Here is a 14656-nt window from a genome sequence, read left to right on the forward strand (position 1 = left end):
CGTCAGCGCCGGTCCCCGGCGGGCTTTCGGTCTTTGCCGCGATATTGACGCCCTGCCACTGGAGCCCGCGTTCGACTGGTTCGGAAGTCAACTCTTCCGGTGTTGATGCTTTTTTGCGATTTTGACCACGATATTACAATGCCGTGTTCGGCTGCACCCCGTCTGTTTGAATGGGATGCTGAATGTTTCGGCATACTCGTGAAATGATGACCTTGTTTATCAATTGCTGTTACGCGCGCGGGGCGCCGCAGGCGGCGTGTGATCAACCGGCAAGGCGCTAAGTGCCTCCAGCGCTTGTGCTCACAAATACGCGCGGCCCGACAAACCGGGGCTTGTCTGGGCCTGATTGATCAGCGGCCCAGATTGAGCAGATTCTCCAGATTGGTGCGCGCATAAAGGACCCCCCGATTATTTCGGATGAAACTCAACCGGGCAAGGTCCAAGGTGAGAGACCCCTTGGGAATACCACGGACGCCGCCGGTCTGCAGATCGACGGTGGTATTCGCTTCGTCTCGGTGGACACGAGTGATCTTGCCGAGGGGCTGCTCCACCTCTGCAAGGCCATAGACCTGAACGCCCTCCAAGTTTTCCGTGTTCAAGTCGTCCGGTGGTATCGAAGAATTTGCCGGATGTGTCATAACGAGCCTCCTGTTGGATCAAGGCGGTGCTTTGAGGGGTAACGCCAGCCATCATGGCCGGTTCCCGTGCTCAGCGCCTGCGCCCAGGCGGATTTCGTTATGCGCAACCTCAGGGCATGGGCCGCAGCATGTAAGTGTCCATGATCCAGCCATGGCGCGCCCGCGCCTGTGCGCGGGCCGCGATGATACGCGCCGCCGCCGCCTTTAACGAACCGCTGTCGAGGATCTGCTCGGGCATCCCCAGGAACGCCCCCCACCAGATGTGCAGGTCGCGTTCTGTGAGCGATTGGAAACTGCAGGCGCCATCAAGCATCACCACCACGGTTTCGGCCCCATCCGGCCAGCCATGATCGCGCAGCCGCCGCCCCGTGGTGACGACAACAGCCCCGTTTATGGTGTTGAATGGAATGGCATGGGCCGAGGTCAGTGCCTGCAACGCCGTGATGCCGGGCACCACCCGCAAAGATGGCTTTGGCTCCAGACGGTCGGCAATCCGCAAGGTGCTGTCGTAAAGCCCCGGATCGCCCCAGACCATGATCGCAACCGGTCCGTGCGGCGCATCTTTCAGCGCGGCCTGCCAGCGCCGGGCGATTTCATCGTGCCAAAGCCCCACACGGATCTGGTAAGGTAGGCTTTCGTCGCGCTCGGGCATGTCGAATTCGATGATCTTGGCGGTTACGTCGGCATGGCGCAGGATTGCGTGGCGCAAATGGGCCAGATCCTCCTTGCCTTTGCCCTTGCGTGGTATCAGCACGCAGGCCGCATCTTTTAGGGCCTGCATCCCTTCCAGCGTCAGATGGCTGGGATTTCCGGTGCCGATGCCGATCAGCCAGAGTTCAGTCAAAGCCGACTCCGATCTCGGCCAGGGGGCCGTAAAGGATAAGCGCGGGTTTGTCCCCGATTTCGCCTGCCAACCGCTCGGCCAAAGCGGCGACTGTCGCCCGGTGAGCGGCTTGCGCGGGGGTCGATATCGCCTCGGCCAGAATTGCCGGTGTCTCGGGCGGGAGACCGTGCGCGCAAAGGGCGGCCAGCAAGGCCGGAAAGGTGCGTTTGCCCATGAAAACAACGGTGCAGGCCGAAGGATCGGCCAAGGCGGCCAGATTGATGTCCTGCGGCAGGCGTCCATTGGTGTCATGACCGGTAACAAACTGAACCCGCCGCGCGGTCAGGCGGCGCGTCAGAGGGATGCCACATTGTGCCGCCGCCGCCACCGCAGAGGGAACGCCGGGGATGATCTCATAGGGGATACCGGCCTCGCGCAGCGCGATCAGTTCTTCTTCCAAGCGGCCGAATAGCCCGCTGTCACCGGATTTAAGCCGCACCACGCGCTGTCCGGCGCTGGCGTAATCGACCAATAAACGGCTGACATGGTTTTGACGCGGCGACACCCGTCCGGCGCGTTTGCCAACCCCGACAAGATCGGCTTCCGGTCCGGCATGGTCTAGAATTGGCCCGGCGGAGAGATCATCGAACAGAACCGCATCGGCCCGTCCGAGCCGGTCCGCCGCCTTGAGCGTCAGCAATTCCGGATCGCCCGGACCGGAGCCGACGAAACTGACAAAACCGGTCATGCCTCCTCCGCCGCGATCAGGTGAAAGAATGTTCCGCTGGCATGACCAACATATGAACCGGTCTGGGGTACCGGGTTGCCGTCGGCATCCATCACCTGCGCCAATGGGGCGTCGGGTTGCTCAAGGATGGTGGCGTAATGAAATTCATGGCCCCGCAGCGCCGCGCCGCTGGCGTGCCCCGGCAAAGGCGCATTTAGCAATGCGCGTCGATATCCCAGATTAAACTTGCGCGTTTCATAGCTTGTGACCAATCCGAGAAGCCCGGCCATTTCATGGCGCGTGCCGTTCTTGTCAATCAAGGCCTGACCAAGCGCCATGTAACCGCCACATTCGCCATGTACTGCACGGGTTTGAGCATGTTTGCGCAGCCCTGCGCGAAAGTGCTCGGCCGCCGCCAATTTGCCAGCGTGCAGTTCGGGATATCCACCCGGCAGCCAGACAAGATCAGCGTCACGGTCAGGTGCTTCGTCATTCAGCGGTGAGAACGGAATGATTTCGGCGCCGGCCCGACGCCAGCCTTCCAGCACATGCGGATAGGCAAAGGAAAAGGCTGCGTCCTGCGCCAAGGCGACACGCTGCGCTGGCGGGCGGGGCAATGTGCCACCGGGTCCGGCCTTTATGCCCTGCGCAGCCGCCTTGATCGCAGCCAAGTCCACATGATCCCGCAGAAATTGTGCATAGCCCGCGATGGCGGTGTCAAGGTCAGGATGCTCAACCGCCTGAACCAAGCCCAGATGCCGTTCGGGCAAGGTCAGATCGCCCCGCCGGGGCAGCACGCCCAATACCGGCAGCCCGGCGCGCTCCATTCCGGCGCGGGTCAGCCTTTCATGGCGCGGTGAGGCAACGCGGTTCAGGATCACGCCGGCAAAAGGCAAATCCGGCATATAGGTGCGAAACCCCAGCGCCGTTGCCGCCGCCGATTGCGCCTGCCCGCCGACATCCAGCACCAGCACCACGGGCCAGCCCATCCGCCGCGCGGTTTCCGCGCTGGAGCCAAAGCCGCTTAGCCCGCGCGTTGCGACACCGTCGAACAACCCCATAGAGCCTTCGGCAATGCTGATGTCTGCGCCCTGCTGCTCGCGGGTGATGGCCGACAAAAGATCCTGGCTCATGGCCCAGCTATCAAGGTTGAAAGACGCTCGCCCGCAGGCCGCAAGGTGAAAGACCGGATCAATGTAATCGGGGCCGGACTTGAACGGCTGAACCGTCATCCCTTCGTCGGATAGCGCCCGCAACAGGCCCAGCATCACTGTTGTTTTACCGGTGCCCGAAGACGGGGCAGAGATCATTAGTCCGCGCATAATCATTCGTCCTCCGGGGTCCAGGCGTGCCATTGGCTATCGACGCTTTGCGGTCGATAGCGGCGGTCGTAATCGGCGGCATAAAGGCAGCTTTCACCGAAACCTTCACCGGACAGAACCGGGCCAACAAGGATCAGCGCGGTGCGCTGGATATCCGCACCGATACGGCCTTCTATATCGGCCAATGTGCCACGGATGATCTGCTCATCGGACCAGCTCGCCCGATAGACGATGGCGACCGGGCAATCGGCACCATAGGCCGGGGTGAGATCCTGTACGACCCGCGCAAGGTTCTGGATCGACAGATGGATCGCAAGCGTGGTGCCGGTGGCGGCGAAATTAGTCAGGGTTTCACCTGCGGGCATCGCCGAGGCGCGCCCCGGTGTGCGGGTCAGTACCACCGATTGCGCCAGCCCGGGCAGGGTCAGCTCGCTTCCCAGCGCGGCGGCGGCGGCAGCAAAGGCCGGGACGCCGGGGGTAATCGAAATCGGGATCCCCTCGGCGCGCAGACGGCGGATTTGCTCACCCATGGCGGACCAGACTGAGAGATCGCCGGAATGCAGCCGGGCCACATCCTGCCCATTCGCATGGGCCGCACGGATCTCAGCGATGATCTGATCAAGACTCAGCGGCGCGGTATTCACAATGCGCGCTCCGGCAGGGCAGTGCTCAAGGACTCCCTCGGGTACCAGAGATCCGGCATAGAGACAGACCGGACAGGAGGCGATGATATCCCGCCCCCGCAATGTCAAAAGATCGGGCGCACCGGGTCCGGCGCCTATGAAATGGACGGTCAATCTGTGTCTCCTTCGGCAATTGCGCAAGTGGCCATGCGATCCGTTGAAATGATCCGTGTCTGGACGAGGCGCGCACCGGGTCCAGCGGCCAGAAGCGCTGTGGCCTCGGCGACGCTGCCGGTCTGGCGCATTGTCTGGGACATGGCACCCTGCGACTGTGTCTTTGCGCTGGGCAAGTGATGGTGAGAAATGCGGCGCACCGGCAGACCAAGCCGTTTGGCGAATTGCCGAAATACGGGCGTATCGGCCTTGTCGCCGACTGTGGCCAGCGATGTGATCCTGCGGTCGCCCACCGCGCGGCGCAACGCGTTGTGCAGACTGTCGACATCCGCCGCTGCACGAAAGCCAAATCCTGCCACGATCATAGCGTGACGCTCCATTGCACGATGGGGTAGGAAGCTTTCCACCCCCGTTTTGTGCCCAGCGGAGCAGCTCGCGCCAATTCGATCTTTGTCAGCGATCCACCCAGTCGGCTGTGGGCCTCGGCCAGAAGCGTCTCGGTTTCCAGCGTGACCGCATTTGCCACCAGTCGCGTCCCGCGGGCGAGTTCGGTCAGGCGGCGCAGCAGGCCTGGCGACAGACCGCCGCCGACAAACACCGCATCGGGCGGGGGCAATCCGTCCAGCGCTTCGGGGGCCGCGCCCGTTATCACATTCAACCGGTCCACCCCCAAACGTGCGGCATTCGCGGTGATCCGCGCCGCGCGCTCGGGGACGAGCTCGACGCAGGTTGCTTGCATCGCGCGTTGGACAAGCAGCCATTCGATAGCAACCGAGCCCGAGCCACCGCCGATATCCCAAAGATGCTCACCGACCTGCGGGGCAAGGGCCGACAGGGTCAATGCCCGTACCGGGCGCTTGGTAATCTGGCCATCGTGATCGAACCATCGGTCCGGCAGACCGCTGGCTTTCGGCAGACTATCTGCGCCCTCCGCCACTTCGATCGCAACGCAGACCGGATGGCTGACTGGCCGAGCTTCCCTGTAATGCGCCGCGGTGGCAGCGGTGATTTTCTCACGCGGTCCGCCCAGAGCTTCCAGGACATGCAAACGGCTTTCGCCGAATCCAGCCTCGGAAAGATTCTCTGCCAAAGCACCCGGCGCTGCGCCATCGCGCAGCGTAACGATCAGGCGCATCCCGCCCGACAGATACGGGCGCAGGCGCGAGAATGGGGCAGCGTGAAACCCCAGACATTCGGTTGTCTCCAGCGGCCAACCCAGCCGGCTGGCGGCCAGCGCAAAACAGGATACCCCCGGCAGCGCACGCCATTCGTCGGCCTCCAAATGCTGCACCAGAACAGAACCGGCCCCGAACCAGAACGGATCGCCAGAGGCGAGCACCGCAACCCGGCGGCCCCGCAGCGCCAGTAGCCGCGCAATTCCGTCGGCGAAAGGGGTCGGCCACTCGACGATGTCGGCGGTCAGAGCGGGCAAAAGCGAAAGATGACGGGGCGGACCCATGACAATTTCCGCATCCGCAAGCGCGGCAAGGCTTGCAGAGGTCAGCCCGCTCGGACCATCTTCGCCCAAACCGATGATTGTCAGCCAGGGGTGTTCAGCCATGATACCGAACCTTTTGATCTTGGGCGGCACGCTTGAGGCGACCGCGCTTTGCAACCGATTGGCCGATACCGGGATTGCCGCGACCCTGTCGCTGGCCGGACGGGTGGCACGGCCCAAAGATCAGCGCGTGCCGGTGCGGGTCGGCGGGTTTGGCGGTGCGGACGGGTTGCAGCGTTTCATTGAACGGGCAGCCATTACCCATGTGATTGACGGCACCCATCCCTTCGCCGCACAGATCAGCCGTAACGTTTTGGCCGCCTGCGATAAATCTGGGGTGCCATTGATCGCCCTTGGCCGTGCGCCGTGGCGCGAGCAGCCGGGCGACAATTGGCAGCGTGTACCCGATATCGCCCATGCGGCCACCGCGCTGGACCGCCCCGCGCGACGGGTCATGCTGGCGATCGGACGCATGTATCTGAGCGCTTTCGCCGCGTACCCGCAGCATCGGTACCTCCTGCGCCTTGTGGATCCGCCTGAAACCCCCCTTCCTTTGGCCAATGCCATTGTCGAAATTGACCGCGGCCCGTTTAACGTCATGGGTGACAAGGCTCTCATAAGTAAGCACAAAATCGATCTGATCGTGTCCAAGAACGCTGGCGGCACCGGGGCAGTGGCCAAGATCACGGCGGCGCGCGAGCTCGGGCTTCCGGTCATCATGATCGACCGGCCGGTTCTGCCCCATCGGCACGAAGTTCACAGCGTGGATGCCGTTCTGGAATGGCTGATGCATCAAGGTATCGCCCTTGGCGTATAGACAATAGGGCGCGCGCCAACGCGTTCGATCAGCCGCGTGCGCGACGACCCAACTAAGACGACGGTGCGCATATCGGCCATATCCGCAGTGCAATCGGGTAGGGCCACGATGCGCAATGTTTCTTCGGGGGTCGAAACGGCACGTGCAAAGATCACCGGACGCTGGTCACCGCAAGCTTCTTGCAGCACTGTCAGGGCGCGGGCAAACCCCTCGGGCCGCGCCTTGGATCGAGGGTTGTAAAAGGCCATCGCAAAATCCGCCTCGGCCGCCAGACGCAACCGCTTTTCGATCACCGCCCAGGGTTTCAGATTGTCGCTGAGATTGATGGTGCAAAAATCATGGCCCAATGGCGCTCCGGCCCGCGCGGCTGCCGCCAACATTGCGGTGATACCGGGCAGCACGCGGATATCCAGATTCCGCCAGTCCGCGAGCCCGCTTTCCACTGCTTCAAACACGGCCGCGGCCATGGCAAAGACACCGGGATCGCCCGATGACACCACCACCACCCGCCGACCGGCCGCCGCCAATTCAAGCGCGTGCTGTGACCGCTCCAACTCCACCCGATTGTCAGAGGCATGTTTGACAAGCCCCTTCCGGTCCGCGATGCGAGCGACGTAGGGGATATAGCCAACGATATCTGTTGCCGCGGCCAGGGCCTGATCGACTTCGGGCGTCATCAGCGCCGCGTCGCCCGGACCCAGCCCGGCAATGACCAGCCAGCCGCTCATGGCCGCCGCCCCTGCCCATGCACGATGATGATCGAAAAATAAGGCGTAACCCGGCCCTCCGCTTCGCTTAGCCGGTGTATGGTTTGCTCTGGCATCGAGGCGAACTCGACCAGCCAAGCCTGCTCGTAGCGACCGGACTCACGCAAGGCACGGCGGACTTTTTCGATATTGCGACCAATCTTCATGATCACCGCCGCGTCGGTTTGAGCGAGGTGACGGGCTAAATCCGCTTCGTCGAGCGTGCCCATCAGAACGGTCAACACATCATCGCCCCAGGTGATCGGTGCCCCGGTGGCGGTCCACGCCGCCGACATCCCGGTGATTGCCGGGACAACCTGCACCGGCACCTGATCCACAAGCCGCGTGTAGAGATGCATGAACGAGCCGTAGAAAAACGGATCACCCTCACAAAGCACGATCACGTCTTCGCCCTTTTGGGCAAGCTCATGCAAACGCGCGGTGCAGGTCTCGTAAAACCCGGCCAAAAGCCGTTTATATGCCGGATCGCTAAAGGGGATTTCGGTGGTGACCGGGTATTCCATAGGATATTCCGTGGCATCTTTTGGAAGAAGCCCCTCGACGATCCGGCGCGCCTGACCGCTGCGCCCGGCCTTGCGAAAGAACGCGACATGCCGCGCTTGCTGCAACAGCCGCTGGGCGCGCACCGTCATCAGATCGGGATCGCCCGGACCCAGCCCCAGCCCGTAAATCGTACCCGCGTTCATTCGGCGCGGCTCGCGATGGCGTTGATTGCAGCGACGGTGATGGCGCTGCCCCCAAGTCGGCCTTCGACAACACAACAGGGAACCGGCTGATCCGCCCAAAGCGCGGCTTTACTTTCCACCGCGCCGACAAATCCCACCGGACAGCCGATGATCGCCGCCGGACGTGGGCAATCCGGGTCTTGCAACATGTTCAGCAGATGGAACAATGCGGTTGGCGCATTGCCGATGGCGACCAATGCCCCTTGCAGGCGGGGACGCCACAGTTCGAGTGCGGCGGCTGAACGGGTGTTGCCCAGTTCCTGCGCCAGTCCGGGCACTGCCGGATCCCGGAGTGTGCAAATCACATCGTTTTCCGCCGGCAGGCGGGGGCGCGTGACGCCTTCGGACACCATATGTGCGTCACAGAAAATCGGTGCGCCGCTTTCCAGCGCCGCGCGGGCGACCTGCACAAATCCGGGGGAAAAGCGAATATGTGACTCCAGCCCGACCATGCCTGCTGCATGGATCATCCGCACCGCAATCTGCTCTTCGTCGGGGGCAAAACGGGCAAGGTCAGCCTCGGCGCGAATGGTGGCGAAACTTTGACGGTAAATTGCAGCACCGTCTTTTTCATAGTCATAGGGCATCCGGGAAAACTCCGCGTGTTCTATTATTTGAGTTGGGGTCAGGCCGCGCCGGCAGGGGGCATCCTGCGGCGTGCCGTTCAGGACAAGGTCGAATGCGCCGTCGCGCCCGATGATCGTCACATCGCTTGCAGCCGGACGGGCGCAGCCTTTGGCACAGCCCGATACATGCACTGAGCGCCCCTTCATCTGCGGGGCCAATTGGGTTGCGAGAGCGCGCGTATCGACCGTGGCTTGTAGACAATAAGGTTTCCCGACACAGGCATGGGCGATCAACAAGGGATCATCCGCATCGGTGATGAAAGGCGCGTCAGCCGGCACGTCCGCGCCTTCGAGCAGGAAAAGCCGCCATGGGGTGATCCTCATCCCCGTGGCGCTGTACTGCCGCATGGCCCGCGCGAGGGCAGTCGCATCGATCTGACCGAAAGAAGCGCCCAGCAACGCGCCAAGGCGGTGTCGCCCGGCCCGAGGCGGTGGTGCCGGAGGTCGCGGTGCGGTTGTCACCCAGTCCGGTGGTAGATCATGGGCGGCCACCACCTGCACCATACGCCGCTGCGCGGCGGTCCGGCGGGTATCGAACCATTGCACGAGCTCCTGAAGCGCGCCGAGCGCCGTATCTTCGCGCACCGGGCGCCCCATGGCGCTGCCCTCGGCACGTAAAATGAGGCCTGTCTCACTGCGTTCGAAGCGAAAATCAGCGGGGGTGTCGGTCAGGGCAGGGGCCATGCCTGTATCGATGGCGAAACCGACCTTGTCCGGCAACTCAGGCAGATCGCCCAACATGTCCGTCAGATTTTCTGCCAAGTACTGGCTCAGGTCGCCGTGCTGCCAGAACGGTGTCACCAATATATTGCGGCGGCGTTCCAGATCAGGGTCAGCGTCCAGCAGTTCGAGCGCCGCAAGTCCCTGCAAAAGCGCCTGATAAGCGGCCTCCGATACGCCACGGATTTGCAGATTGGCGCGGTTGGTCAGGTCAATGCAGCCGCTGCCGTGTTGGGTGGCCAGCGCGCATAGTCTAAGCACCTGTTCGCGATCCAGCCGGCCCAACCTTGGACGCACCCGCACCACAAGCCCATCGCCAGACATCATCGGACGATAGGCACCCGGACACCAGCCTTTGACCTGCGGCGCGCTCATTCGCTCACCTTCAGCGTCGCGAAAACAGAATTTCGCCGGGTTTGCCAAAGACCGGATTCAAGCAGGGCATTGAACCGGTCCTGCATGGCCCGGCAGGCTTCGGGATTGGCGCGCTGCAAGAAATCCCGCGTCTGCGGATCGCCCAATGTGGCCGCGTGATAAAGGTCGAACAGATGCGCCCCGACCACATCCGCCAGATGCGCGAACGCGGCCATATGTTCCAGAGTTGCAGCGATCTCGGCCGCGCCCCGGAACCCGTGGTCACGCATTCCGGCGATCCAATCGGGATTGGCGGCGCGTGCCTGCACGACGCGGGCGATCTCTTCGAACAAGCTGCGGGCGCGCGGGTTTTCCGGTCGGGTATTGTCAAGATGCCAGAGCGCCGCCTTGCCGCCGGTTATCGCCTGTGCAGCGGCAAATCCCGCCTCGTGCGCGGCATAGTCCGAGGCCAGTAAAAGATCCGTTTCCGGCAAATCCTGAAGGTGAACAAAACTATCGGCCCCGGCGACGCGCTGCCGTATCCCATCAACGTCATGGCGCGCCGTTTCGCCATCCAACGCCCAAGACGAAGCAGCAAGCCAAGCCTCACCGGCTGCGCTTCGTCCCGCTTCGCTGTAATCCTCCAGCGTTGCCCCCATGCCAAGCCCAAAGCTGCCCGGTGCCGGCCCGTAAACGCGGGGTTCTGCCGTGCGCCCGGCAAAGGGGTTCCAATCGGGCGCTTCGTCGCGTGCAGTCAACGCGCGCACGGCTTGAGCGAACAGCGCCGATAGGGTTGGAAACACATCGCGGAACAGGCCGGAAATGCGCAGGGTCACGTCGATGCGAGGGCGGTCCAACTCGGTTATCGGCAGCACCTCGACCCCCGAAACACGTTCGGATCCTGCGTCCCAAATGGGCCGTGTCCCCAATAGATGCAGCGCCATGGCAAATTCTTCGCCGGCGGTCCGCATGGTCGCCGAGCCCCATAGATCGATGATCAGATTGCGCGGCCAGTCGCCATGATCCTGCAAATGTCGGCGCACCAGTTCGTCGGCCAGCCGAACACCCTGCGCATGGGCCGCACGTGTCGGCACCGAGCGCGGGTCGGTCGTGAACATGTTGCGGCCAGTGGGCAAGACATCGCTGCGCCCCCGATAGGGCGAGCCGGACGGCCCTGCCGCGATCCGTCTGCCATCCAGCGCATCCAGAAGCGCCTGCCGCTCGGCGGCAACCGAGCTTTCGGTCTCGAACGGGGCACCGGAGCGGGCCAGGCGGCCCCATATATGCAGGCCCTCGCCAAACTGGCTTTCTTTGATGTCGCAGACGAAAGCATCGACACGGGTAATTGCTTCGGCCAAACAATCGGCACGGTCCAAACCCAGATCGTCGTTTAGCCCCAGCGCCTGTGCTTCATCGCGAATATCACCCTGCAGGCGGTCGCGGCGGCGCGGGTCAAGCCCGTCTGCATTGGAAAACTCATCCAGCAGCGCTTCAAGCCGCACCAGACGGTCGGGTGTGCCGCTTTGCCTCAAGGGGGGCGGGATATGGCCCAATGTGACCGCCCCGATGCGGCGTTTTGCCTGCGCCGCCTCGCCCGGATCATTGACGATGAACGGGTAGATGACAGGCAGATCTCCGGTCAGCACTTCGGGCCAGCAATGGCGCGACAGGGCCACTGACTTGCCCGGCAACCATTCCAGCGTGCCATGTGCCCCGATGTGAACAAGCGCGTCCGCCTGTCTCTGCAGCCAAAGATAAAAGGCCACATAGCCGTGGCAGGGGGTGCGGGATAAATCGTGATAATCATCGACCCGCGTTTGAGAATTGCCACGTTCGGGCTGCAATGCGACCAGCGCCCTGCCGTGCCTGACCACGCCAAAATGAAAAGCGCCATCGGCAAAACTGGGATCATTTTCCGGCGCGCCCCATGTCTCTTGCAGAGCTTCGCGCAAGTCTTTCGGAAGGTCCGATAGCGCCGCCAGATAGGCCGATAGCGGCCATTGCATTGTGCGGGCAGCAAGTGCGTCTTCAAAGATTTCTGATGGTGTCGGTACAGCATAGCCCGCTTCCGCCAGATCCGCCAAGATCGCCCGCGCCGAGGCCGGAGCGTTCAGACCAACTGCATGGCCCATGTTCCAATCCTTGCCCGGATAGGTCGACAGTACCAGCGCGACGCGGCGGTCTGCTGCCGGGGTTTGCGCCAGCCGCAACCAGCCTTCAACCCGCTTCACCACTGCTGCGATCCGCTCGGTCTCGGCCTGATGGACGGAATGCGAGAACTGCAGATCCGGATCGCGCGGACCGGGCTCCTTGAACGACACGACGCCGCCCATGATCCGGCCATCGACCTCGGGCAGCACCACATGCATTGCCAAATCAGCCGGCGACAGCCCGCGCTCGGCTTCATGCCAGGCCGCGCGTGCGGTGGTTGCCAATGCGACCTGAAATACTGGCACTCCGCCCGCGTCCAGCGGTGCCGTGCCGTCATTGCCCCGCGCGGAAAATGCGGTGGCATTGACGATCGCATCGGGCGCGAATTGCTCCACCTGCTCGGCCAGCCAGCTCGCCACCTCGGGGGCTTTGAGCGAGGGCGCATAGAGCGCGAGAACCTCATGGCCTTTGCTTTCAAACTGCTTGAACAGGTTTTCTATCGGCGCCGTGTCCGCGGCAACGAGATAGGAGCGATAGAAGGTGATCAGGATTCGCGTGCCGTTTTTCGGGCCAAGCCCGGACGGGTCGAAAACACCCCGTGCCGGTGTCCATGCGCCCATCATCGGCAAAGCCTTCGATCCGGGTACCGGGCCGGCGTAAAGTCCCGCCGCCAGCGCCATTTGCGCCAGCGCAGCCTGCGCCGCCACCAGTCCGCCTGTATCGCAGAGATGCGCCAAACGCCGCAAGGTCGAAACCGGCAGGGTGGAGTATGCGTCGAGGCTTGGGTCGGGGCGGCCATCGGCGGGCAGGATCGCCAAAGCGATGCCCTTCTCCTCGGCCAGCGCCCGCACCTGTTGCAGCCCATAGGCCCAATAGGGCACGCCGCCGATCAGCCGGATCAGGATGCCCCGTGCACCAGACAGCGTCTGCTCGACATAAGTATCGACCGAAAGTGGATGTTTGAGCGCGCCCAGATTGGCCAGCCGCAATGTCGGCAACAGCCCCACGGGACCGCCGCCGCGATGCCACGCGCCCGAGAACGCGCCGAGATCGCTGTCGGAAAAGGACAGCATCACCAGATCGGCGGGGCTTTGACCCAGATCGGTGGGCGTTTCGGTTTCTTCCAGCCCGTGGCTTTCGCGAAAGATTACATGCATCGGTCAACCGCCGCGCGTGGCCGCGCGGCACCTTTCACTGCGCGGCCTGCGGCGCAAGGCCAAGCGCGGCCTCGATCACGTCGCGGCGAATATCACCATGTTCGGCAATCACCACCAGACGGCCCTGCCGCGCCTCGTCAGGCCGCCAGGCCCGGTCGAACTGATGGCGCACCCGTGCGCCGACCGCCTGTACGAGCAGGCGCATCGGCCGGCCAGAAACTGCGGCATACCCCTTGATCCGCAGGATGTTATGCCTGTTCGCCAAGATTTCGATCGCGCGAACAAGGTCTGCCGGATCGGCCAGTTCGGGAATATCAACCACGATGCTGTCGAATTCTTCATGGTCGTGATCATGGGGGGTGTCGTGATGGCTGGGCCTTGCGTCCAGATCGTCTTCGGCTGCGGCCTCAAGCCCCAGAATGACGCGCGGATCAACCACGCCTTCGGCCACTTCTATCGCCGGCAGCGGGCGCGGGGCGGTGCGCGCAATAATGGCCTTGGCCTGTGCCACGCCGTCTGCACCGGCAAGATCGGGTTTGGTCAGCAGCACGATATCGGCACAGGCAATCTGATCCTCGAAGACCTCTGAAAGCGGGGTGTCATGATCGATGCTGTCATCGGCCAGACGCTGTGCATCCACCGCCGCCACATTGGAGGCAAAGCGCCCGGCGACCACCGCCTCGGCATCGGCCAGTGCGATCACGCCATCGACGGTGATCTGCGAGCGGATATCCGGCCAGTCAAACGCCTTGAGCAACGGCTTTGGCAGCGCCAGGCCGGAGGTTTCGATGACGATATGATCCGGACGCGGCTCGAGCGCCATCAACGCCTCTATCGTGGGGATGAAATCATCCGCCACGGTGCAGCAGATGCAACCATTGGCCAGTTCCACGATGTTTTCCGCCGGGCAATCGGGGATGGCGCAGCTTTTCAGAATGTCCCCATCCACCCCCACATCGCCAAACTCGTTGACCACCACGGCAAGCCGCTTGCCGCCGGGATTCTGCATCAACTCGCGGATCAACGTGGTTTTGCCCGACCCGAGAAAGCCAGTGATCACGGTAACGGGCAGTTTGGAAAAATCGGTCATTGTGAAGCCTTCTGGTTGGGGTCTGCGTGATTGATCGGGGGGATACGGGCCACACAGTTGCGCTTGAAATGTTCGGGGCGCTCGCGCCACGGGATCAGCCCATCGGTGGTGGCGTGATAGCGGATGACCCCGTCGGCAAGTGTCTCGACGTGAATCGCCGCATCCAGCCCGCCATAAACATAGGTCCAGCGATCGCCGCCCCTCAGCGCCACATTGCACCCGGCATCGCAATTCTGCAGACATGCGACCGCACGCACATGAATCCCGGCAGGCAACGGTGTTTCGGTCAGGCGGTCAAACAGCCGCTGTCCGGGCGGGCTTCCATCATCGGGGGTGGGTTGGCCTTTACGGCATTTCACGCAGACCAGCAGCTCGGTCTGCAGAGGCTCCAGAGGATCAAGGGTTTCCGTCATGCCGTCACGTCCTGTTCTGTTGCGAACAGGG

General features: G+C 63.0%; 14 protein-coding genes and 1 pseudogene. 1 reads left to right on the forward strand and 14 read right to left on the reverse strand.

All coding sequences use genetic code 11. From position 1 onward, the window contains the following. Positions 1-350: 350 nt before the first annotated feature. From JAO82_RS02545 to cbiE, 7 genes are all read right to left on the reverse strand, one after another. On the reverse strand, positions 351-638 hold the full coding sequence (locus tag JAO82_RS02545) for a hypothetical protein (RefSeq protein WP_198684752.1): 288 nt from the start codon (positions 636-638) through the stop codon (positions 351-353). 109 nt (positions 639-747) lie between these two features. Continuing rightward, complete coding sequence (gene cobF, locus JAO82_RS02550; protein ID WP_198684753.1) at positions 748-1482, reverse strand: precorrin-6A synthase (deacetylating); 735 nt, start codon at positions 1480-1482, stop codon at positions 748-750. After that, positions 1475-2209 carry a uroporphyrinogen-III C-methyltransferase gene (gene cobA, locus JAO82_RS02555; protein WP_198684754.1) on the reverse strand — a complete coding sequence of 245 codons (735 nt, stop codon included), beginning with the start codon at positions 2207-2209 and terminating at the stop codon, positions 1475-1477. The genes cobF and cobA overlap by 8 nt, the downstream gene beginning before the upstream one ends. Next, a complete protein-coding gene (locus JAO82_RS02560; RefSeq protein WP_198684755.1) occupies positions 2206-3510 on the reverse strand; it encodes a cobyrinate a,c-diamide synthase in 1305 nt (434 codons plus the stop codon). Before JAO82_RS02560 ends, cobA begins: the two co-directional genes overlap by 4 nt. A gap of 2 nt (positions 3511-3512) precedes the next feature. Further along, positions 3513-4307, reverse strand: a complete 795-nt coding sequence (gene cobM, locus JAO82_RS02565) for a precorrin-4 C(11)-methyltransferase (RefSeq protein WP_198684756.1) — start codon at positions 4305-4307, stop codon at positions 3513-3515. After that, positions 4304-4672 carry a cobalamin biosynthesis protein gene (locus JAO82_RS02570; RefSeq protein ID WP_198684757.1) on the reverse strand — a complete coding sequence of 123 codons (369 nt, stop codon included), beginning with the start codon at positions 4670-4672 and terminating at the stop codon, positions 4304-4306. Before JAO82_RS02570 ends, cobM begins: the two co-directional genes overlap by 4 nt. Beyond that, entirely contained in the window at positions 4669-5868 is a 1200-nt protein-coding gene (gene cbiE / locus JAO82_RS02575; protein WP_198684758.1) for a precorrin-6y C5,15-methyltransferase (decarboxylating) subunit CbiE, read from the reverse strand. Before cbiE ends, JAO82_RS02570 begins: the two co-directional genes overlap by 4 nt. On the opposite strand from cbiE, the gene JAO82_RS02580 reads away from it, so the two are divergent. After that, a complete protein-coding gene (locus tag JAO82_RS02580) occupies positions 5867-6622 on the forward strand; it encodes a cobalt-precorrin-6A reductase (RefSeq protein WP_198684759.1) in 756 nt (251 codons plus the stop codon). The genes cbiE and JAO82_RS02580 overlap by 2 nt on opposite strands. Here JAO82_RS02580 and cobJ read toward each other — a convergent pair. From cobJ to JAO82_RS02615, 7 genes and pseudogenes are all read right to left on the reverse strand, one after another. Continuing rightward, complete coding sequence (gene cobJ / locus JAO82_RS02585) at positions 6598-7350, reverse strand: precorrin-3B C(17)-methyltransferase (RefSeq protein ID WP_198684760.1); 753 nt, start codon at positions 7348-7350, stop codon at positions 6598-6600. The two genes, JAO82_RS02580 and cobJ, sit on opposite strands and share 25 nt — an antisense overlap. Then, a complete protein-coding gene (locus JAO82_RS02590; protein WP_198684761.1) occupies positions 7347-8075 on the reverse strand; it encodes a precorrin-2 C(20)-methyltransferase in 729 nt (242 codons plus the stop codon). The genes cobJ and JAO82_RS02590 overlap by 4 nt, the downstream gene beginning before the upstream one ends. Continuing rightward, positions 8072-8701 (reverse strand): precorrin-8X methylmutase, encoded by a 630-nt coding sequence (locus JAO82_RS02595; RefSeq protein WP_198684815.1) that lies wholly within the window; start codon positions 8699-8701, stop codon positions 8072-8074. The genes JAO82_RS02590 and JAO82_RS02595 overlap by 4 nt, the downstream gene beginning before the upstream one ends. A 903-nt stretch (positions 8702-9604) precedes the next feature. After that, positions 9605-9835 (reverse strand): annotated as a pseudogene (locus JAO82_RS14410) (cobalamin biosynthesis protein CobG); the annotation flags it as partial. Next, a complete protein-coding gene (gene cobN, locus JAO82_RS02605; RefSeq protein ID WP_198684762.1) occupies positions 9832-13122 on the reverse strand; it encodes a cobaltochelatase subunit CobN in 3291 nt (1096 codons plus the stop codon). The gene cobN and the pseudogene JAO82_RS14410, both read right to left, overlap by 4 nt. Positions 13123-13156: 34 nt before the next feature. Continuing rightward, positions 13157-14212, reverse strand: a complete 1056-nt coding sequence (cobW, locus tag JAO82_RS02610) for a cobalamin biosynthesis protein CobW (RefSeq protein WP_198684763.1) — start codon at positions 14210-14212, stop codon at positions 13157-13159. Beyond that, positions 14209-14625 carry a DUF1636 family protein gene (locus JAO82_RS02615; protein ID WP_198684764.1) on the reverse strand — a complete coding sequence of 139 codons (417 nt, stop codon included), beginning with the start codon at positions 14623-14625 and terminating at the stop codon, positions 14209-14211. The genes cobW and JAO82_RS02615 overlap by 4 nt, the downstream gene beginning before the upstream one ends. Positions 14626-14656: the final 31 nt, after the last annotated feature.

Origin of the sequence: Pontibaca salina (assembly GCF_016307205.1) — a bacterium.
Taxonomy (GTDB): Bacteria; Pseudomonadota; Alphaproteobacteria; order Rhodobacterales; family Rhodobacteraceae; genus Pontibaca; species Pontibaca salina.

Excerpts from the sequence above, each read along its gene's own strand:
- JAO82_RS02545 (WP_198684752.1), bottom strand. The coding sequence starts at position 638 with ATGACACATCCGGCAAATTCTTCGATACCACCGGACGACTTGAACACG.
- cobA (WP_198684754.1), bottom strand. The coding sequence starts at position 2,209 with ATGACCGGTTTTGTCAGTTTCGTCGGCTCCGGTCCGGGCGATCCGGAA.
- JAO82_RS02560 (WP_198684755.1), bottom strand. The coding sequence starts at position 3,510 with ATGCGCGGACTAATGATCTCTGCCCCGTCTTCGGGCACCGGTAAAACA.
- JAO82_RS02570 (WP_198684757.1), bottom strand. The coding sequence starts at position 4,672 with ATGATCGTGGCAGGATTTGGCTTTCGTGCAGCGGCGGATGTCGACAGT.
- JAO82_RS02580 (WP_198684759.1), top strand. The coding sequence starts at position 5,867 with ATGATACCGAACCTTTTGATCTTGGGCGGCACGCTTGAGGCGACCGCG.
- cbiE (WP_198684758.1), bottom strand. The coding sequence starts at position 5,868 with ATGGCTGAACACCCCTGGCTGACAATCATCGGTTTGGGCGAAGATGGT.
- cobJ (WP_198684760.1), bottom strand. The coding sequence starts at position 7,350 with ATGAGCGGCTGGCTGGTCATTGCCGGGCTGGGTCCGGGCGACGCGGCG.
- JAO82_RS02590 (WP_198684761.1), bottom strand. The coding sequence starts at position 8,075 with ATGAACGCGGGTACGATTTACGGGCTGGGGCTGGGTCCGGGCGATCCC.
- JAO82_RS02595 (WP_198684815.1), bottom strand. The coding sequence starts at position 8,701 with ATGCCCTATGACTATGAAAAAGACGGTGCTGCAATTTACCGTCAAAGT.
- cobN (WP_198684762.1), bottom strand. The coding sequence starts at position 13,122 with ATGCATGTAATCTTTCGCGAAAGCCACGGGCTGGAAGAAACCGAAACG.
- cobW (WP_198684763.1), bottom strand. The coding sequence starts at position 14,212 with ATGACCGATTTTTCCAAACTGCCCGTTACCGTGATCACTGGCTTTCTC.
- JAO82_RS02615 (WP_198684764.1), bottom strand. The coding sequence starts at position 14,625 with ATGACGGAAACCCTTGATCCTCTGGAGCCTCTGCAGACCGAGCTGCTG.